The organism is Pirellulales bacterium, assembly GCA_019636345.1.
In the GTDB taxonomy this organism is placed as follows: Bacteria; Planctomycetota; Planctomycetia; order Pirellulales; family Lacipirellulaceae.
In genome coordinates this window covers 346,492-365,051 of sequence record JAHBXQ010000003.1, presented here as the reverse complement: position 1 = coordinate 365,051, position 18,560 = coordinate 346,492, and the positions used below count along the sequence as shown (strand labels likewise).

General features: G+C 65.8%; 12 protein-coding genes and 2 tRNA genes. 7 read left to right on the top strand and 7 right to left on the bottom strand.

Translation table 11 applies throughout. The features are described from left to right. Positions 1-80 precede the first annotated feature (80 nt). The 4 genes from KF688_09230 to KF688_09215 all read right to left on the bottom strand — a co-directional run bounded on the left by KF688_09230 (position 81) and on the right by KF688_09215 (position 5,693). Positions 81-162 (bottom strand) — tRNA-Tyr (locus tag KF688_09230). A gap of 172 nt (positions 163-334) precedes the next feature. Further along, positions 335-407: transfer RNA gene (locus tag KF688_09225), tRNA-Thr, on the bottom strand. A gap of 77 nt (positions 408-484) precedes the next feature. Further along, positions 485-2,605, bottom strand: a complete 2,121-nt coding sequence (locus KF688_09220; protein ID MBX3425848.1) for an endo-1,4-beta-xylanase — start codon at positions 2,603-2,605, stop codon at positions 485-487. A 73-nt stretch (positions 2,606-2,678) separates the two neighbouring features. Beyond that, on the bottom strand, positions 2,679-5,693 hold the full coding sequence (locus KF688_09215) for a hypothetical protein (protein MBX3425847.1): 3,015 nt from the start codon (positions 5,691-5,693) through the stop codon (positions 2,679-2,681). A 112-nt stretch (positions 5,694-5,805) separates the two neighbouring features. On the opposite strand from KF688_09215, the gene KF688_09210 reads away from it, so the two are divergent. Further along, complete coding sequence (locus KF688_09210) at positions 5,806-6,168, top strand: hypothetical protein (protein MBX3425846.1); 363 nt, start codon at positions 5,806-5,808, stop codon at positions 6,166-6,168. 82 nt (positions 6,169-6,250) lie between these two features. Here the strand turns inward: KF688_09210 and KF688_09205 are convergent, their stop codons facing one another. Both KF688_09205 and KF688_09200 read right to left on the bottom strand, forming a co-directional pair. After that, positions 6,251-8,518, bottom strand: a complete 2,268-nt coding sequence (locus tag KF688_09205) for a hypothetical protein (protein ID MBX3425845.1) — start codon at positions 8,516-8,518, stop codon at positions 6,251-6,253. 238 nt (positions 8,519-8,756) lie between these two features. Then, positions 8,757-9,830, bottom strand: coding sequence for a DUF1570 domain-containing protein (locus KF688_09200; GenBank protein MBX3425844.1), 1,074 nt, complete (start codon positions 9,828-9,830; stop codon positions 8,757-8,759). Between the two features lie 327 nt (positions 9,831-10,157). Between KF688_09200 and KF688_09195 the strand changes: the two genes are divergently transcribed. Together KF688_09195 and KF688_09190 are read left to right on the top strand one after the other, a co-directional pair. After that, positions 10,158-11,513, top strand: coding sequence for a hypothetical protein (locus KF688_09195; protein MBX3425843.1), 1,356 nt, complete (start codon positions 10,158-10,160; stop codon positions 11,511-11,513). 157 nt (positions 11,514-11,670) lie between these two features. Then, the gene (locus KF688_09190; protein MBX3425842.1) at positions 11,671-12,042 is read left to right on the top strand and encodes a response regulator; all 372 of its coding nucleotides are present in this window, start codon (positions 11,671-11,673) and stop codon (positions 12,040-12,042) included. Positions 12,043-12,115: 73 nt separating this feature from the next. Here the strand turns inward: KF688_09190 and KF688_09185 are convergent, their stop codons facing one another. Further along, the gene (locus KF688_09185; protein MBX3425841.1) at positions 12,116-12,481 is read right to left on the bottom strand and encodes a hypothetical protein; all 366 of its coding nucleotides are present in this window, start codon (positions 12,479-12,481) and stop codon (positions 12,116-12,118) included. A gap of 207 nt (positions 12,482-12,688) precedes the next feature. Here KF688_09185 and KF688_09180 point away from each other — a divergent pair, with 207 nt between their 5' ends. From KF688_09180 to KF688_09165, 4 genes are all read left to right on the top strand, one after another. Next, positions 12,689-15,337, top strand: a complete 2,649-nt coding sequence (locus tag KF688_09180) for a DUF11 domain-containing protein (GenBank protein MBX3425840.1) — start codon at positions 12,689-12,691, stop codon at positions 15,335-15,337. Between the two features lie 533 nt (positions 15,338-15,870). After that, on the top strand, positions 15,871-16,551 hold the full coding sequence (locus KF688_09175) for a hypothetical protein (GenBank protein MBX3425839.1): 681 nt from the start codon (positions 15,871-15,873) through the stop codon (positions 16,549-16,551). Positions 16,552-16,635: 84 nt separating this feature from the next. Continuing rightward, on the top strand, positions 16,636-17,805 hold the full coding sequence (locus KF688_09170; GenBank protein MBX3425838.1) for a hypothetical protein: 1,170 nt from the start codon (positions 16,636-16,638) through the stop codon (positions 17,803-17,805). 40 nt (positions 17,806-17,845) lie between these two features. Next, positions 17,846-18,283 carry a pilus assembly protein gene (locus tag KF688_09165; protein MBX3425837.1) on the top strand — a complete coding sequence of 146 codons (438 nt, stop codon included), beginning with the start codon at positions 17,846-17,848 and terminating at the stop codon, positions 18,281-18,283. The last annotated feature ends 277 nt before the right edge of the window (positions 18,284-18,560 follow it).

Genomic DNA, 18,560 nt, shown 5'->3' with positions numbered 1-18,560 from the left:
AAATCCGAAACTCACAACTGTTCGGGAAAGGCTCAACTCCCTTTCGGATTTCGTGCTTCGAGGTTCGGACATGTCTCCAGTGGGGAGTGCAGGATTCGAACCTGCGAAGGCAGAGCCATCAGATTTACAGTCTGACCCGTTTGACCGCTTCGGTAACTCCCCGGCGGGCCGCCAGGATCGCAAGGACTGGGACGGCGCCGACGCTCGAAGACTCAACTTCAGGCGACCCGGCGTAACGCCCAGGCGCCGCCCCGAGTCCGATTGCCGCACTGGAAACGAAACCGTCCCCAGCGGCGAATCGAGCCTTCCCCCAACAACGAGCCACCAAGCGCAGAGCTAGCGGAGGGACTTGAACCCACAACCTGCTGATTACAAATCAGCTGCTCTGCCAATTGAGCTACGCTAGCCGGGGAGGGGCAAGCTTGTGCGAATCGGTTAATATACCCGTGCCCCCAGGAGGCACAAGGGCGGGGGCCAGCGAATTTCACGCCAAAAAACTCGACCCAAACGGCGCCAGCAGCGCCGCCGCCCCCGGGCGAGCGAATCGCCCGCAGAAACTTCGCAGACCCCCTGTTCTTCCGCAGGAAGCCCCGTCATCCAGCCCGGCGACCAGGGCCAAGGCGAGCCCCAAGAGCCCGATTGCGCCCGGCTCGGGAATCGCGTTCGCCGCCGGCGTGCCGGCCGAGCCCCCTCTGGCGCGCTGCCAGACCAGGAAGTCGGCTCCGTCGACGACCCCGTCCCCCGTGGCGTCCCCCTCGCCGAACGTGGCCTCGAGGGTGCCGTAGTTGGCTGCCCAAACCGCCAAATCCCCCCCGTCGACCACGCCGCTGAAGTCAAAATCGGCCACTATCGGCAGGGCGGGCGACAACTCGTACTGGTCGATCCCTTTGACCAAGGAGAAAGAATAGGTCTCCCCGCCGAGCGTCACGTCGTAATCCCCGAAAAACCCGCGGAAATCGACCGTTCCGTCCGGGCCCACGGTGGTCGCCAAATCGGTGTCCCACTCGGCCATGAGCTGTTGCCACCGGACCCCGGTCTCGCGCAGCGACCAGTCGTTGTTGTACAGCGACCCCACCGGCGCGAACGCCCCCGGGGTCGCGCGGATGTTCCAGTGGGTGAACCCGGTCGTCTCGGGGGTCCCGAAGACCAGGGTCGCCGTGTCGGCCAGGATGTTGGCGGCGTTCGTCTCCGTGCCGCCGGTGACGCCCCATTCGGTCAGCGACATGGGCAGCCCCTGAACGGCCAGATTGTGGAGCGCCGCGTAGCTGCGGGCCGCGTTGTGGCTGCCGGCCGTGCCGCCGTTGTAGTACTGAACGCCGATCCCCCCGACGACGTCCTCGCCGTAAAGGGTTTGCCCCGCGGTCTGAATCGCCTCGACGTGCCGGGCGTACCAGTTGGCGTAATAATCGCCCGCCTCGTTGTTGAACGCGTTGTACTCGTTGACGAACGCTCGGGCATCGGCCCCCGCCGCAGCAATGGCGTCGTTGGCTTCCTTGTAAATCGAAGCGATCCCGTTGACGCCGTACAGGCTCCAATACGAGTTGATCGACCCCGGCAGGTTCGAGCCCGTGTGATAGCTCTCGTTGTAGACGTCGACTTCGGCGAAACGCTGAGCCCGATCCTGCACGTAGTAGCCGATCCGCTCGCTCACCTCCTCCCGCAAGGCGACCGAGTTCGGCTGTCCCGTGGCCGCGTCGATTGCGGCCGGGTTCTGGAGCATGTTGTGCACCCAGGTCGGCTGCTGGTTGTTGTTGCCGCTGGAGTTCGGGCCCCAGATGACATTGTGGGCCCGATAGCGCATGTCGTTCGCCGCGGCAAAGTCACTGATGCGATCGATATAGGGAATGTTCGGTCCCCCGTTGGGGTTGGAGACGTTCGAGGTCAGCACGTCGCGAGTTTGCTCGTTGGCGTCCCATTTGCCGGCGTTTTCGGCCGTCAGCGAATTGATCCGGCTGTCCCGCAAGGCCTGCTGGAACCGGGCCGCGTCGGAGTTCGGCGCCGGGTTTGGCACGAGCAGCGACCCGTTGAAGCTGTTGGGGACGGCCGCGCCAAAATTGAACGCGTGGTTCCGCAGCTTCACCTGCACCTCGGCCCCCGCCCAGGCCGCGGGCAGTTGCACAGTCGCGTTCCCCTGACGGTAAGTGGCGATGTACGAGTTGGCCGCCGCCAGGGCGTTGGCGCCGTTGTTGGCGTTGAGAACCGCGGCGCCCGCGACGTCGACGCTGTTGACGATCAACGCCGAGGTCGTCGGCCCATTGGCGTACTCGGTCCGCACGAAGTGCGTTCCCGCCGGCAATTGGAACGTGTGCTGGTACGTGGTCGACGCGGTCGTCACGTTCCAGCCGACCCGTTCGTCGCCGATGACGACGTTCATCCGCTCGGGGTTCGCCGCCGTGAGCCCCCGGGCGTTGACGCTCACGATGATCTCGCCAGGGGATGCGAGACTGACGTACGTGCCGACGTAACCGCTGTCGTTGAGCCGCCACGCCACGCCGCTGCTGACCCCGTTGGATCGCAACGCCATGCTGGCCCCGTTGATCGCCCAGACCGGCCCCGACCCCAGCGCCGCGCACGCCAGGATCGTCGCTATCCCGCGAAATGCCATCGTTCAGCGCCCCGACAAGATCGATCGCGGGAAGTGAGAACCGACGGCGACGCGCGCCGTCCCGCCACGCATTTTATCGTACGGGATCGACCGAGCGGGGCCCCCCAGTATTGCGCATTTTGACATCGCGATTGCGGCCGCGGCGAATCCCGACGCCGGCTAGAGCAAAGACTTCAGTTGCGACCAGTGCGACGCTCGCCGGCTCGGGGACGAGGCGCTGAGCGGCGATCGTCGCGGCTCCCTGACCGAACTCCCGCTGCCAGGCGAGGAAATCGGCCCCGTCGACGAGCCCGTCGCCGTCGGCGTCTCCTGCGCTGGGCATCGCCCCGGTCGACCCGAAGCCGCCCTGCCAAACAGCCAGATCGGCGCTTGCGGTTTGGCCGTCCGCGTCGAAGTCGGCCTCGAGCGCGGCGACCCCCAACACGACGCTGTGCGGCAAGTAATCGAGCGTCCACTTGCGCCCCGGGCCCAGCGACGGGACCTCCAGCGCGGCGAAAGCGCCGACGACCGCGCCGTCGTCGGCCAACAGAACCTCAAATTGATCGCCGATCGCCGGGACGAATCCGTTGCGGAGCGAAATCGCCAGCGCGCCGCCCAACACCGCGTCGCCGTCGTTGACGACAAGCCGATCGTACCCCCCCGTCTCGGCGTACTTCAGCCCAAGTTCGAGCCGGCCCGTGGCAAGCTGTTCGAAACCGCCGAGCACGCTGATCCCCGCAGCTTGTGCAAGCGGCGAGGCGGGCTCGGTCCGGATCACGCCGGCGTTGCGGAACGTCGTGACGTGATCCTCGCCGCTGGCGTCGTGCAGCGTGATCGATCCTCCGCCGACGACCAACGCCCCTTCAGAGTTGAAGAAGGTCACCTCGGTCCCCGCCGGGCCGTCGGAAGAAAGCCGGAGCGAACCGACGCCCGTTCCGAAGTGGACGACGCCCCCGGGGGCGTTGACGACCTCCAACGATTGCCAGGAGTCCTGAGCGACGCTGAAGATTCGCCCTACTTCGAGAATTCCGTTGTTCACGAACCGCGAGGATTCCGTCACGATTTCGATAGACGCGCCGGCGCCCACCGCCGAGAGCGTTCCGTTATTGATAAACCGACCCGCTCGCTTCACTACAATTTGCAGCGGAGAAGTCGGAGCGGCTGCAATCGTTCCTTCGTTCTCCAGGAATCCTGAGACCAAGATACTTCCCCATCCGCGAATCGTGTGCTGCGGACCATTGATCAGAACGGCAGGAGTCGGCGCACCCGAAATCAAGATCGAGGTAGCGAATGAGGTGAATGCCAATTCGCCCGGCCCGTCAAGGCGAGTCCACGGGGCCGTGATGTCGAGGAACGGCCCAAATTGAGCGCCGGACGGATTTCGAATCGCATACAACCCGTGATTATCGATGGCTCCGGCCAGCTTTCCAATACCGCTGATCAATTCGACTTCGCCCTCGATACGAACGTTCTGCAACGAGCCGTTTTGAGCGATTTGAATGACACCAGTCTCGGAAGAGGTCAGTCTTCCGCCCAAGACATTCTGGACCCGCACGGTTGATGCATCGCCGGCATGAATCGTCCCTTTTTCGCTTCCCTCGAAATTCGTTACGGAATCCAATTGCAGCGTCGCCCCGTCGATCGCTTGAATGACGCCCGAATTGACCAGCGCCGCCGCCGGGTTCGTCGTGAGGGTGTTGGCTTGGATCGTGAGCGACTTGCCCGAGCCGTCGACCTGGATAACGCCCCGGTTGACGATATCCAACTTGCTGCCGTTCAGCGTACCACGGATGGCCAACGTATTGTCTTGATTGACGAATGTTCGCGCATACGTGTTCACGGCTACCCCGACACTGCCCCCGATAACATCGCCAATGCGTACAATTCCGCCGCCAGTCAGCGTCGTCGATTGCTGTAACCAGAAGTAGCTCGACCTTAGTTCACCTTGATTATCAATGACCCCGGCAACGTTGATGCTTGGATTTGTCTGAATGTTCTTCGTAAAATCAAGCAAGCCTTCCAAACGGACGTCGGTGATCGAGTTCAGTCTTAGGATCAATCCGGCAACGGCTTCGGGAGGGTCATCCGGCCCGGGAACTGCGGTCCTGAGCGTCCCCCCCTCGACGCTGTTTCCAGTAAAATCGACGATTCCGCCCAGGCCGGCCTCGATCAAACCGTGGCGATTTCCCTCGCTATTCAGGATCGTCGCCGCCGGGGAACTCTGGGTCTGCACCATCAGAGTGAATCCCTCCGTCGCACGCAGCGTTCCTGAATTGACAAAGGGGCCGCCATAATAAGACTGCCCGTACTGAGCCATGATTCCCAAGATCTTGGACGTTCCTGGCGAAGCTGAAGGCCCCGCTTCGATGAGCCCCCTGTTCGTCAAACGGAGGTATGACGAGCCGACGGAGCCGACGCCGACGATCGCATGCCCCTCCGAATTCACCAGCGAACTCACCGATTGAGACGACGAACCGGACCCGACGAGCGAGCCGTCGTTCAGCATCAAACGCCCTTGGCCTGAAAAAACGGTTCCGGGACCCATGACTGTCGAACCTGTCAGCGTCAATAAGTTGTCATTGACGAACGTCCCCAGGATCGATCCGGCGTCCATCTCGACGCGGGCCTCGCTGTGTACGTTCTCCAGTCGAATCTTGTTAAGGGCCACCAGTCCTTCCGACGTTCCCCCCTCGACAGTCGTGACGAGACGTCCGCCAATGACGGTGCTGTTGTTGCTCCCGGTCCCGGTGAACGAAATCGTCGAGTCCCCTCTCGCTTCGACGATTCCTTGCTGCAGACCAAACGCATTGTTGACGCCGCCAGTGATCTCAAGTCTCGCTCCGTTCGTCGCAACGATCAGCCCGCTGTTGAAGTGAAGCGGGGGAAACCCGTTCAGCAGCAGGAACTGCAAGGCTTGTCCCGGCAAGTCCGCTTGAACAGTCCCCTCATTGACGAGGATCAACGGGGCTTGAATCGTACCCCCGCCGCGAACGATTCCGCGATTCCACAAGCTTCCTCCGGATTGAGCAAGAATCCGAGGGCTCCCCGCCCCTAACACGACTTCGCCGGTCGAATCGACGTTCAACAAGCCGTTTGGGATGAGATACAACGATCCAGTTCCGGAAAGCAACAACTTCCCCGCCATCGTGGTCGTCTTCGCACCGAATAACCCCCCGGAACCTGCTTCGAGAGTGTCCCCGTAATCAATAGTTAAATGATCGATGTTCACATTGCCATTGACCGAAACAGTTGAACCCGCCTCCGGACGACCGTCGATGCGGACATTCGTTTCTTCCGAGTTAGGCAAATTCGGCACGACGCCGGTCGACCAGTTCGCCGCGTCGAACCAGTTGCCCGTCGCGCCGCCGACCCAGACCGTTTCGACCGCCGCAGCGCGGGGAGCAAGCCAAGAAAGTCCGGTCGTCGCAAGTGACAATGACAAGAGTGCTGCGACGCATGCCACAGTCGTCGAAAACGAGATGCGCTTCATATTCGGCAAACCTGCGAAGAGAACGAACCGCCAGAACCGCCCCATCATAATCGAGGGGCGGCGGAAATGCTCGCGGACGGAAATCGCCCCGTAGACACGTTCCGGCGATCGAGCACGAGAACCGCGACGCCGGCTGAGAAGCGTTGAAGAAGAGGGGATATTGACGGCGAGGCTGTCTACGCCGTTTCCGCCGCGCGGACGACGACCCGGTTCCCCGTCGCGGCGACGACGACGATCTCCGCGTCGCGGTCGATCGGATCCCCTTCGGCGATCACGTCGACCAATTCGCCGTCGATCCGGGCCTTGCCCGACGGCCACAGGTTCGTCGTCGCCCGGCCTGTGCGGCCGACCAGCCGGCGATAGTCGACGACCGCTTCGCGGCTCGAACGGATGATCCGCTCTTCGGGCGGGGGCGGGGAGAGGATCATCCGGTTGAACACCGGCGCATGGGGCAAATATTTCCTCCCCGCGGCGACGACGACCATCAACCCCAGTACGGCCCCGGCCACGGTGCTGAGCGAACGACGCAGTTCGCGCAGGTCGGCCTCGGACTTGGGGAGGACGAAGGTCTGACTCGCCAGCACGAGCGAGAACAACACCAACAACCCTCCCGCCAAACCGAAGATGCCGAAACCCGGGACGACGAACACCTCCAACAGCACCAGCACGACGCCGGTGAGAAACAGCACGATCTCCAAGACGCCGGCGGTCTGATCGAGGTACTTGGCCCAGAAGAACAGGACGAAGCAAACCGTCGCGACGACCCCGCCGACCCCCAGTCCGGCGGTTTTGATCTCGACGAACAAGGCCGCCAGTCCGATCAACAGCAGCAGCATCGAGAACCCGGGCGAAGCAAGGGCCTCGACCAATTCCAGCGCCCAGTTCGGGGCGAGCACCGGGGGCTCCCCCTCCAGGGCGTACAACCGCCGGAATTGGTCGAAGTCGTCGACCGTGTGGTTGGCGACCCCCAGTTGGGCGGCGCGCGTCCCCGTGAGCAGCAGTTCTTCCCCTCCGCCCTGCACCGCCGGGCCCCGATTCCACTGGTCGGCGTCGGCGAGCTGGGCGACCGCCTCGGGGCTCATCAGTTGCATTTCGCCGGTCGTCTTGCGGCGGTACTCGAACAGCTCGACCCGGGGATCGATCATCGCGGCCAACAGCGACCAACTGCGCCCAGTCTGCGGAGCGAGCGAACGACGCAGGTCGGCCAGCACGGCGTCGAGCTGTGCGTCGGGATGTCGTTCGACCGGCGGTTGCATGCCGGGCAACTGCGGCGGAGCCAGCGGTCGGTTGTCGCGCGGCGCCGGGGCCGGGCGCACGGGTCCCGCGCCGAGCTTCGCCTCGGGGTGCACGACCAGTTCGTCGCAGGCCAGCGCCACCAGCGCCGCCCCGCCCCGCGCTTGCCCCGCGACGTAGGCGACGGTCCGCACGCTTTGCCCGTCGAGTTCGGCGAGCGTCTGGGCGAGTTGCTGGCAAGCGGTCAGGTCTCCCCCGGCGCTGTCGATCCGCAGGGCGACCCAGTTCCCCCCCGCGTCGAGGTGATGGCCCAGCAGCGTGCCGATCTGCCGTGCGCGAGCCACGTCAAGCTCGCCCGTGACGTTGATGATCGCCGGACGCCACGCCTCGCCAAGCGTGCTCCGCTCGACGAGCGAATCCTCGGCGACCGCCAGCGCCAGCGCGGCAGCCGCCCGGTCGCCGGCCAGATACTTTACGAACCCCAGCCGCCGTCCCTCGGCTCCGGTGAAGCGAGCGAGCGCCCCGGCCGCGGCGACCGTCTGCTCGGCGAGCACCTCGCGGTTGCGGCGATACTGCTCCAGGGCGTCGGCCGTCACGAACCGCACGCCTTCCTCGGTCTCCAACTGCTTGAGCTCGACGCTCGGGTCGACCATGGCGACGGCCACCGCCTCGGGAACGATGCCCCGCGCGGCGGCGACCTCGCGATAGGCTTGGATGACGACGTCGCTCACTCCCTGCGGGTCGGGCTCGTCGACGCCTGCCTCGCCGAACTCGGCCTCGGCCCCCGCGAGCAGTTCCTCGCACGCCAACGCCGGCAGCAGGCCGTGCCCCCGGACCGAGCGCGGGAGCCAAGCGACGGTCTTCACGTCAGCCATGTCGCGCCCGGTCAGAAATCGGGCCAGGGAGAGGGCCGTCTCGAACGGGGTGCGTCCGCCGGTTGCTTGGGGAGAAAACTCCAGCACAACGATCGGTCGTTCGGCGTCGCCGACGGCACGGGCCGCCACGAGCAACCGATCGCGCGTGCGCACCAGCGCCTGCTTGAGGGTGCGGTCGGCCCCCTCGACCAGCGGCAGGTCGACCTTCACGAGGGCGGCCAGCTTGCCCGGGGCCGGGGCTGCGGGCTCCTGGGCCTGCGTCGGGCCGACGAGCAGCCACGCCGCTCCCCATGCCAGCAGCGCCCAGAACGTTCGCGATCGAAGTGACTGATCCATCGGAAGGGCGCCTCCTCGCAGCGCCCGCAGTGTCGTCCTGATTATACGCCTCGTCGCGAACCGCGAGAAGTTTGGGCCAATTCACGCCCGGAGGGCGCGCCGCTCGTGTCCTGAAACGATGGGGGCGCAGCGGACGGGCGGCTGGGATCGAGCCCAGGCGTCCTCATGCGCCCTCCGTAATCCTCCGCGGCAATGTCTCTGGGAAACGTCGCGTGAGTCTGTGGACGCACAGGCCCGCTCAAGGCAATTCGTCGACAAACTGCTGAACTTGGGCCGCCAGCAGGGGCAGGTCGGCGCCAAAGTGCTTGGCGAAGTCGCGAGCCCGGTCGGTCGCCGGGTATTTCCCCAGCAGCGGACGCCGCGCCGCCTGGGCGAGATACGCTCCGTACTGCTGCGGACGCGTCTCGCTGAGATAATACGTCAGCGTCCACGCCTCGGCATACGCGGTGAGCGGATCGGCGGTGAACCGCTCGTCAGACGCCACCAGCCCCGCGATCCACCCCTCGCGGCGCGAATTGGCCGTGCGCCGGAAGTGCCTCAGCCGATCGCCGTTGATCCGGGTCGCCCGTTCGGTCACGGGGCCCGGGTTCCATACCCCGGGCGCCTCAAACAGCATCGCCAGCCCCTCGACGACCCACCGCGACTGCTCGGCAAAGCGGGAATGCACCCCCGTATTGTACGCCGACTGGTGGGCCGCCTCGTGAATAATCGTCGATGCGTTGAGCGACCAGTCGGCGCCCCCGCCGCCGACGTCGAACAAGTAGATCCGGTTGCTGGCCGGGTCGTAGTGCCCGAGCGTCCCTGGCGCCAAGTTCGCCCCCCCCGCGGCGGCGTAACGATAATACTCTTGCTCGTTGCGAAACACGACCGCCGCAAGCGGCGTCGCCGGGACCGCGAGCTGCGTTTGCCGGACGCTCATGTAACGCACGAAGTTTCGATAGAGCGATTCAAGCCGCTCGGCCCAGGCGCTCCATGGACCCCGGGGATGAGCGACGACGAAATGAGCCGTCGGCGTCACCTCCCAGCCGGCGCCGAACTCCTCCCGCAACAGCGCCTGCATTTGCGAACTGGAATAGCCTTGGAACGCGCCCGCAATCCGCTTCGCCTGCTTCGCCTCGGCAGCGGCGAAGTCGTACAGCGCGCCGTCGCGTCCCAGCAGCATGACCCGCTCGGTCGACCAGGCGATCGGCTGCCCCTCGACGAGCCGTCCCGCGACGACGGCCCGCATCATGAACGCCGGCGGCTCCGCAGCCGCGCAGACCGCGGGCGCAACGACCAAGACTGTCGCGGCGATGCGCGCAAGAATCGTCATGCAATCGGGGACCTTCTTCCATCGAGAACGGCGGGGCGACTCCCCGACGGCGGGGCGATTCCCCCGGTTGAAGCCTAGCTTGCGGACGACCGCGCCTCCGCATACCGGCCGGGAACGTAGTGCAGCGGAGCCCTCGGTCGCTTTGCCTGGGGCTCGCTTCCCCCGACCCCGGGCTTCCTTCAAATCGCGTGCAGAACCGCCCCCCTCGGCTGCGGCTGCTTCGCCGCGACTCGGCGAGCCGGTACAATCGGCACAAGGCGATTTGGGGATCCTGGGAAGATCTGAGCAGGCAGACCACATGTCGCCGGCCAATGGGGGAAACACGCAATGAGGACTCTGCGGACGACGCTCCTCCGCGCGACGCGGCGACGCTCCGCAGGGGTCGGCCCGCTGCTGGTCGTCGCGACGATCCTGGCGATCGCGGCGTCAGGGGCCGGCGCCTTTGCCGCGGAGCTCGCCGACGGCGAATTGGCAGCGCTGGTCGCACGGCTCAACGCCAGCGACGCCGCCGAGCGCGACGCGGCGGAACAAACCGTCGTCGCTGCGGGGATCGCCGCGGCCGACATGCCGGCGTTCCTCGCCCGACTCCCCGAGCCGGTCGACGCGATGCCGGCGGAGGTCAAGCTGCGGCTGGAGCGGATTCGCTCGACCATCGAACGCTCGACCGCCGAGGCCGCGGTCGCCGCGTCGCGGCTGACGCTCGAGCTCCACGACGCGCCGCTTGATGAGGCTCTCGCCGCGATCGCCAAAGCGACCGGCAACCAGCTCGTCGACTACCGAAATCAGTTCGGCCAAGACTCGGCCCCGGTGCGCGTGACGCTGTCGCTGCAGGACGTCGAGTTCTGGTCCGCGATCGATCTGTTGCTCGACGACGCCAATCTGTCTCCGTACGCCTACTCCGGCGACCAGGGGCTGGGGCTCGTTGAGCGGGGCGAGCACGAACTGCGCCGCAGCGGCCGGGCCGCTTATGCGGGACCCTTCCGGCTGGAGGCCACGTCAGTCCACGCCCAGCGGGGACTGCGAGTCCCCGAGGAGAGCAATCTGCTGGTCGTGCTCGAAACGGCCTGGGAACCACGGCTGTCGCCGATCGCGTTATCGCTCGACGCCGCCGGAGTGAAGGCCGTGGCCGACGACGGGCGGACGATTCCGCTGCAAACCAAGCAACGAGTCATCGACGTCGAGCTGACCGCGGGCAACTACGCCAGTGAGATCACGCTCCCCCTGGTCCTGCCGGCCCGGGAGGCGACGATGCTCGCAACGATCACCGGGCGGCTCACGGCCCTGACCCCGGGCAAGATCGCTGCGTTCACGTTCGCCGACCTCGCTACGGCCGAGCGAGCGGAACAGAGATCGGCCGGAGTCGCGGTCACCCTCGACCGCGTCCGCAAGAACGGCGAATTGTGGGAAGTTCACATGCGGCTGCGGATCGAGGGGCGCGAGACGGGGCTCGAATCGCACCGCGGATGGGTTTTCGACAACATCACCTACCTGGAAAACGAAGCCGGCGAACAGATCGAGCACGTCGGCTTCGAGACGGTCGTGCAAACGCAGGACGAAATCGGATTCGCCTATCTGTTCGAAATCGAGGGGGACATCGCCCAGTACAAATGGATCTACAAGACCCCCGCGGCGATCGTGTCGGTCCCGATCGAGTTCGAATTGCGCGACATCCCGCTGCCGTAGCGGGCCGGTTGGGTGCGGGCTCTTCGACGAAGGAAGACGGCATCGGCGAGTCCCTGAGCATGCAGGGGGGATCGCCCCGTTTGTCTCAACCGCGACGATCCGCGACAATTCCATCTCCTATCGTCTCGCTAACTGCAGCGATCCTCGCACAATGATTATGCCCAAGCTTGTTCTCGACGTCGGCAATTGCGGTCCCGATTATGCCGCGATCAAGCGGTTTCTCACGTCCGCGTTCGACTGCGAAGTCCGCCAAGCGGACGCGGCGAGCGATGCGCTCGCGGCGCTGGCGAGCGAACCCTACGCCCTGGTGCTCGTGAACCGCAAGCTCGACGTCGACTACTCGGACGGAATCGACGTCATCCGCCGCCTCAAGGCGAACCCGGCGACGCGCGACGTGCCGGTCATGCTCGTGACGAACTACCCCGAGCACCAAGCCGCGGCCGAAGCGATCGGCGCATTGCGGGGGTTCGGCAAGCTGGAGTTCCACGACCCGGCGACGCGCGCGCGATTGGCGGCGGTGCTGGGCTAAGCTGCGAGCGAAGCGCGGTGCAGCGACGCAGCTTCAAGCGTCGCCGGCACGACGACCCGGCACGACGAGGGGATCAGCCTTCGATCACCTCTTTGACAAGCTGGACAAAGTGGGGGCTCTTGCCGCTCTTGGTCAACTCTTCGGCCTTCTTGTCGGCGTCCTTTTTCTTGTTGAAGTCGAAAATGGCCAACCGGCGCATCGACTGATTGAAGACTCCCCAGAAGGCCTTGAGCCGGACTTCCTTGACGGCCCGGACCCGCTTGGCCGCCTTCTTTTTGACAGGGGCCTTCTTGACCTCCGCCTTCTTAGGAGCGGCCTTTTTCACCGCTTTCTTGGCGGGGGCTTTTTTCGCCGCGGCCTTCTTGGGGGCCGCTTTCTTGGCGGCGACCTTCTTCGCGGGTTTCGCGGAAGCAGCCTTCTTGGCGGGTTTTTTCGCCATAGCCGTGAGTCCGGGGGCAAGAGAAACGCGGGACGCGACGCGAAAAATTGTAGCGGCCGCCACGTCCGATTGCTAGCGCCAGCGCCGCTGGCGCCGGCATTCCCTTCTCCTGGCCGGCGGTCAGTCAGAGCGGATTTTGGCGACCGACGTTGCCGATAGACAGACAGAGTCTCTCGACACCCCCGAACGAACGCACGAGGTGCTGGCATGCCGGCTTTCCATTCTCGCTCGCCGTGGTCCGGTTCCCGGAAGCAACTCCGATTCGAAACGCTCGAGTCCCGCCAGCTCCTCGCCGCCGACATGGCCGAGATCGTCGGCGTCGTCCGCCTCGACCTCCAGGGAGACAACAACTCGGCCAACGACGTGGCGGTCGCCGGGGCGCAGGTCGCCCTGTACCGCGACAACGGCAACGGCGTCTTTGACGCGGGCGACGTGCTCGCCACGGCGCCCGCGACCACCAACGCCCAGGGCGAGTACCGGTTCGCGGGGCTCCAGGCGGGAACTTACCTAGTGAAGACCACGTTGCCGGGCTCGATGCAATTCGTCGCCGGGGCTGACGTGAAGAAGGTCGTCATTTCCGCCGCCGACGCCGAGGGGGCCGAGGGGCTGACCATCGACGGCTTCGATTCCGAACAAGTCGTCGAGGCCCGGCCTCCGATGCCCTCGAGCACTCCGTCGTCGGTCGTCGACGCCCAGGTCGTCGGCGGCGAGCGCGACATGTACGTCGAGATCACCGCGGGGACCGACAAATACTCCTACGTGTCGCTCATCAGCGCCGACGGCTTCCTGCGCCTGGCCAGCGGGTCGATGGTCACCGGCAACGCCCGACTCGTCTGGGACGGGGTCGACGGAAGCGGCACGGCGCTGAATCCCACGGGCCTGGGGGGGCAAAATTTCACCGTTCACGACGGCAACACGATGACCGGGATCGCGCTCACCGTGGGCGCCGATCATCCCTCGTCGGCCGTGTCGATCCGCGTCTACACCGACGCGAACAACTGGTCGGAATTCCGGGCCATCGTCCCGCAGACCCCCGGCGGCGCCCCGACCGCCTCGCTCGTCTTCGGCTTCAACGACGCTCCCACCGCCAAGGGAGGCTCGGGGGTCAACTGGGCCAACGTCGGAGCCGTCGAGCTCACCTTCGAGGGGGTCACCGCGGTCGACGGCCAGGTGTCGCGCATCGGGCTGGTGGGGCTCACCAACAAGCGGGCCGATTTCACCGCCTCGCCTCGCATGACCTTGGGCGACACCGTCTGGATCGACTCGAACAACAACGGCAAGCTCGACTCGGGCGAGAAGGGGGTCGCCGGGGTCAAGCTGAATCTGTACGCCGACACGAACGGCGACAACGTCTACACCCCGGGGGTCGACGTCTTCCTCGCGACGACGAACACCGACAGCCAGGGCAAGTATTCCTTCACCAACCTGCTCCCCGGCAGCTATGTCGTGCAGGTCGACGCGAGCAACTTCACGACTGGCAAGGCGCTGGCCGGACTCAAGTCGAGCACCGGCAACGACCCGACGCCCGACCCGGACGACAAAATCGACAACGACGACAACGGCTACGCCCTCGCGGGCCACGGGGTGGTCAGCAAAGCGGTCACGCTCCTCGGCAGCGCCAATGCCGCGGCCAACTCGAACTTGACGGTCGACTTCGGCTTCTACGGGTTCGACCTTGTGCTGACCAAGGACGTGAACAAGGGCGCCGTCTCGCCGACCGAACGGCTGACCTACACCGTCACGGTGACCAACGACGGCCCCGCAACGGCGTTCAACGTGAGCTTCGTCGACACGTTGCCCGCCGGCGTCACGTACGTCTCGCACAGCCTGACGAAAAGCGGGATCGCGCTCGCCCATTCGGGCGGCAAGCTCACCGGCAGCCTGGGCACGATGGCCGCCGGCGACGTGATCGTCATCACCGTTCTGGCCGACGTGAAGGCCTCGGCCACGGGGACCCTGCGGAACGAGGCCGAGGTCTCGGCCCCGAACGAGGACAACCTGCTGAACAACAAAGACGACGCCGAGAACCCGGTCGTCCCCAAGATCGACCTGCAAATCACCAAGACCGACACCAAGGACCCCGTCCAGCCGGGCGAGTCGTTCAGCTATACGCTGACGATCAAGAACAACGGCCCGTCGAACGCCACGGGGGTCATGGTCAAGGACACTCTGCCCGCCTCGGGGGTCTCGTTCACCAGCGCCTCGCTGACCCCCGTGAGCCAGAACGGCCGTGAATTGGTGTTCAACCTCGGCAACATGGCCAACGGCGAAACCCGCACGATCACGATCACCGTCACCGTGGCTCCGACGTTCACCGGCACGCTGCTGAACGTGGCCGAAGTCGGCGGCAATGAGGAAGAAATCACGCTGGCCAACAACGTCGACGACGAGCCGACGCTCGTCCAAACGCTCCCGTCGAGCATCGGAGGACACGTCTACCATGACCGCAACGACAACGGCGTCATGGATCCGAGCGAACCGGGGCTGGCCGGGGTGCTGATGTACCTGGGCGGCGTCGACATCAACGGGCAGAGCGTCTTCCTCACGACGACCACCAACGCCGCAGGGGCCTACCTGTTCGAGAACCTCGTCCCCGGCACGTACAACGTCTCGCAGCCGATTCAGCCGCTGCGCTACAAGGACGGCCGCGAGTCGCTGGGAACCAACGGCAGCGGCGTGTCGGGTCCGCTCAACGGGTTGATCGCCCCGGACCTGAACTCCGACGACGACCGCGACGCGGACGCGATCGAGAGCATCACGATCGCCGGCGGTCACGACGCCCGCGACTACAACTTCGGCGAGTTGGCGCTCACGGTCAGCAAACGCGACTTCGTCCGGCCGATCGTGTATCGCTAATGCATTGACAGACGACCATTTCGGGTCGGCGACTGGCCGCGCGCAAGGCAACCGATTGCCGACTCGGCGGTCGACTTCGGGCATCATCGCGCGAGTCTCTGTTGCCGTGCGTGCACGTCTCGGGGCCCTGCGCCCGAAGTCTCGCTGCGGAATCGCGCATTTCGCGGAAATACCCCCCCGAATGGCGACCTCTTGGGGTTTTTGGACATAGGCTTCAATCGTGGTTGATCACGGTCGTTCGTCGCTCCTCTCCCCGCCGGGGTTCGCGGAGCGAAGCGATTGCACTGATCCGCCTCCGCATCTCGTCCCGCCTGCTTTTCCCGCCTGACGTCCCTGCCTAAGGGCGATCGCATCCGCCGGGCCTCCCGGCCGCGGATCGTCCGGTTCGAATTTCCCCCCGGTCGACGCCCTGTTTCAGGGCGACTGCGTGCGCGCGCAGTTTCGCTGAACATGGCGTCGACTTGCTCCCGCCCCGTTCCTTCTCGCCTTTGCCGGAGTCTGCCATGCGCCGCCCCGCCTGTTCGAGTCGTCCCATGCCGAATGCGCTGCCGGTCAGCGTTGCCACGGAGACCAACCAGGCGCGGGGGCGCTGGCCGGCCCTGGTCGCGGCGCTGGTCGCGTGGGGGGGAGTCGCCGTCGGCGAGGCCCTGGCGATTGACATCGTCAAGATCGAGGAGTTTTGGGAACTGCAACTGGGCGAACCCGACGGCCCCAGCAGCGCCCCGCAGGTCGTCATGGTCACCTCGCCGACGGGCGACGTTTCCGGCGATTACTTCGTATTCACCCTGAATCACCGCAGCCACCCCGGCTTCATCCCCGGCGGCATGCAGGTGCAGCGGTGGCATGACGAAGACTTCGTGAGCGCTCGCGACGGCGCCCACGGGGAAACGCTCAACCAAAACAACGAAACGGTCAGCTGGGTCCAGCGGCTGACCCTCGACGAGGGACGGATCGCCTACGAAGTCGTGGGCGGTACGAGCGCCTCCTGGGGAGCGTTCGGCGACGAGGAGGGCGAATTGCGGCTCTCCTATGCGTCGACCGCGACCAACCTGAACAGCTATCGCCCGGCCGTGTCGATCGAGCAGTCGGGGGTGAGTTTCGCCGGCAATCGGGTCAAATCGCTCACGCTCACCCGGCTCCGCTGGACCGATTCGGTCGGACAAGTCTACGAACTCGTGGCCCCGATCGACGTCGACACGGATCTCGATCCCTGACCCCCCGCCGCCGCGCCCTCGACGGACTCTCGTCGACGCATCCTCGCTTTCTCGTTTCCCCCAGCGAATATAAGGAATCTCGTCATGAGCCGCTCGCATAGCCACACGCGCCGCCGACGCGCGACGGAACGACGAGGGACGATCACCGTGCTGGCGGCGGTCATGACCATCGTCATGTTGGGGATGGTCGCGTTCTCGGTCGACGTGGGCTACGTCCTGTCGAACAAGCAGGAGCTGCAGCGCACCGCCGACGCGGCCGCCCTGGCCGCCTGCTGGGAACACGCCAAGCGGGTCTCGACCGGAACCGACGCCGCGGGGGCAATGACCGCCAGCCGGACCGTCGCCTCGGACTACGCCGGCGTGAACCCCGTCGGCGGGGTCAATCCCGCCCTGAGCGAAAACTCCGGCAACCAATCCGCCGGCGACGTCGTCTTTGGACAAATCGCCGACTTGTCGACGACCACGGGCGAGCTCAGCACCTGTCACGCCGACGCATACAACGCGGTCCGCGTGCGCGTCCGGCGCGACGGCACGCTCAACGGCGAGGTGCCGTTCTTTTTCGCCAAGGTCTTCGGCCTTACCGGCCAGGGGGTCGACGCCGAGGCGACCGCCGCGTATTCGCGGCACGTCAAGGGATTCACCGTCCCGCCCGGCGGAGGGAATCTCGATTTGCTGCCGTTCGCCCTCGACGTCGAAACCTGGAACGCCCTGCTGGCCGGCAGCACCAGCGACAACTGGCGTTACGACCCGGCCACCGGAGCCGTGACCAGCGGTTCCGACGGAATCCGCGAGGTGAATCTGTATCCCCAGGGGACCGGCTCGCCGGGAAATCGCGGCACGGTCGACATCGGCAGCTCGAACAACAGCACGGCCGACATCGCCCGGCAGATCCTCCACGGCGTCTCCGCGGCCGATCTGGCCTACCACGGCGGGTCAGTCGTGTTCGACGGTCTGGGAGAGCTGCAACTCAACGGCGACACGGGGATCAGCGCCGGCGTCAAAGACGAACTGGCCTCGATCATCGGCAAACCGCGGATGATCCCGATCTTCTCCAAGGTCGTCGGCCCGGGGAACAACGCCCAATACACGATCGTCCGCTGGGCGGGGATCCGCATCCTCGAAGTGCGGCTCACCGGGGCGATGACCTCGAAGCGGGTTATCGTCCAGCCGGCGCCGATGGTCGTCACGGGCATCGTCCCTTCGTCGAGTTCGACGAGCGACTTCGTCTTCTCGCCGGTCGTGTTGGTGAAGTAGCCCCGAACGACAACCGCAATCCTCAACCGTCGACCTTGCTATGAACAACGCTCGCTTTCTCAACTCGATCGGCCGGCGACGCACGCAGCGCCGTCATCGTCGCGGGGCCTCGGTCGTCGAGTTTGCGCTCGTGGCGCCGGTGTTCTTCATGCTGCTGATCGGCATCATCGAGGTGGGTCGGGCGCTGATGATCCAGCAGGTGCTCGTCAACGCCTCGCGCGTCGGGGCCCGCCAGGCGGTCGTCCTGACCTCCTCGACGGACGCGGTGACCAGCGCCGTCGCGGATTACGCCACGGGGATCGGCGTCGCGGGGGTCGCGACGACCGTCACGCCCAATCCGGGCACGGCGACCGCGGGAACCCCGATCACCGTGACCACGTCGGTCGACTTCTCGAACGTGAGCTGGATCCCCAGCCCCTGGTTCATGGGGGGCAAGACCATCACCGCGTCGTCGGTGATGCGCAAGGAAGGGTTCTGAGCCCCGGATCCTTCCTCGCCGGGGCGGCAGGATCGATCCGGGCGGCTGCGCAGCTGGCCCCCGGCGGGCGAAAATCTTCCGCCGATCTTGCGGAAAGCCGCTCCCAACCCGGTTTTCCGACCTAGGGTTGTAGTAGCCGAGAATGCGGCCTCGTCGCCCCGTGCGGCGCGCCGCGACTCGGCTCTTGTCCCGCCTGAATCCCGCCTTGTCTCTCGCCCGCCTCCTCTCGCGCCGTTGCGCACTCGTCGATTCGCTCGCCCCGACGTCCGTCGCAGGC

Excerpts from the sequence above, each read along its gene's own strand:
- KF688_09220 (MBX3425848.1), bottom strand. The coding sequence starts at position 2,605 with ATGGCATTTCGCGGGATAGCGACGATCCTGGCGTGCGCGGCGCTGGGG.
- KF688_09210 (MBX3425846.1), top strand. The coding sequence starts at position 5,806 with ATGTTCACATTGCCATTGACCGAAACAGTTGAACCCGCCTCCGGACGA.
- KF688_09205 (MBX3425845.1), bottom strand. The coding sequence starts at position 8,518 with ATGGATCAGTCACTTCGATCGCGAACGTTCTGGGCGCTGCTGGCATGG.
- KF688_09200 (MBX3425844.1), bottom strand. The coding sequence starts at position 9,830 with ATGACGATTCTTGCGCGCATCGCCGCGACAGTCTTGGTCGTTGCGCCC.
- KF688_09195 (MBX3425843.1), top strand. The coding sequence starts at position 10,158 with ATGAGGACTCTGCGGACGACGCTCCTCCGCGCGACGCGGCGACGCTCC.
- KF688_09190 (MBX3425842.1), top strand. The coding sequence starts at position 11,671 with ATGCCCAAGCTTGTTCTCGACGTCGGCAATTGCGGTCCCGATTATGCC.
- KF688_09185 (MBX3425841.1), bottom strand. The coding sequence starts at position 12,481 with ATGGCGAAAAAACCCGCCAAGAAGGCTGCTTCCGCGAAACCCGCGAAG.
- KF688_09180 (MBX3425840.1), top strand. The coding sequence starts at position 12,689 with ATGCCGGCTTTCCATTCTCGCTCGCCGTGGTCCGGTTCCCGGAAGCAA.
- KF688_09175 (MBX3425839.1), top strand. The coding sequence starts at position 15,871 with ATGCCGAATGCGCTGCCGGTCAGCGTTGCCACGGAGACCAACCAGGCG.
- KF688_09170 (MBX3425838.1), top strand. The coding sequence starts at position 16,636 with ATGAGCCGCTCGCATAGCCACACGCGCCGCCGACGCGCGACGGAACGA.
- KF688_09165 (MBX3425837.1), top strand. The coding sequence starts at position 17,846 with ATGAACAACGCTCGCTTTCTCAACTCGATCGGCCGGCGACGCACGCAG.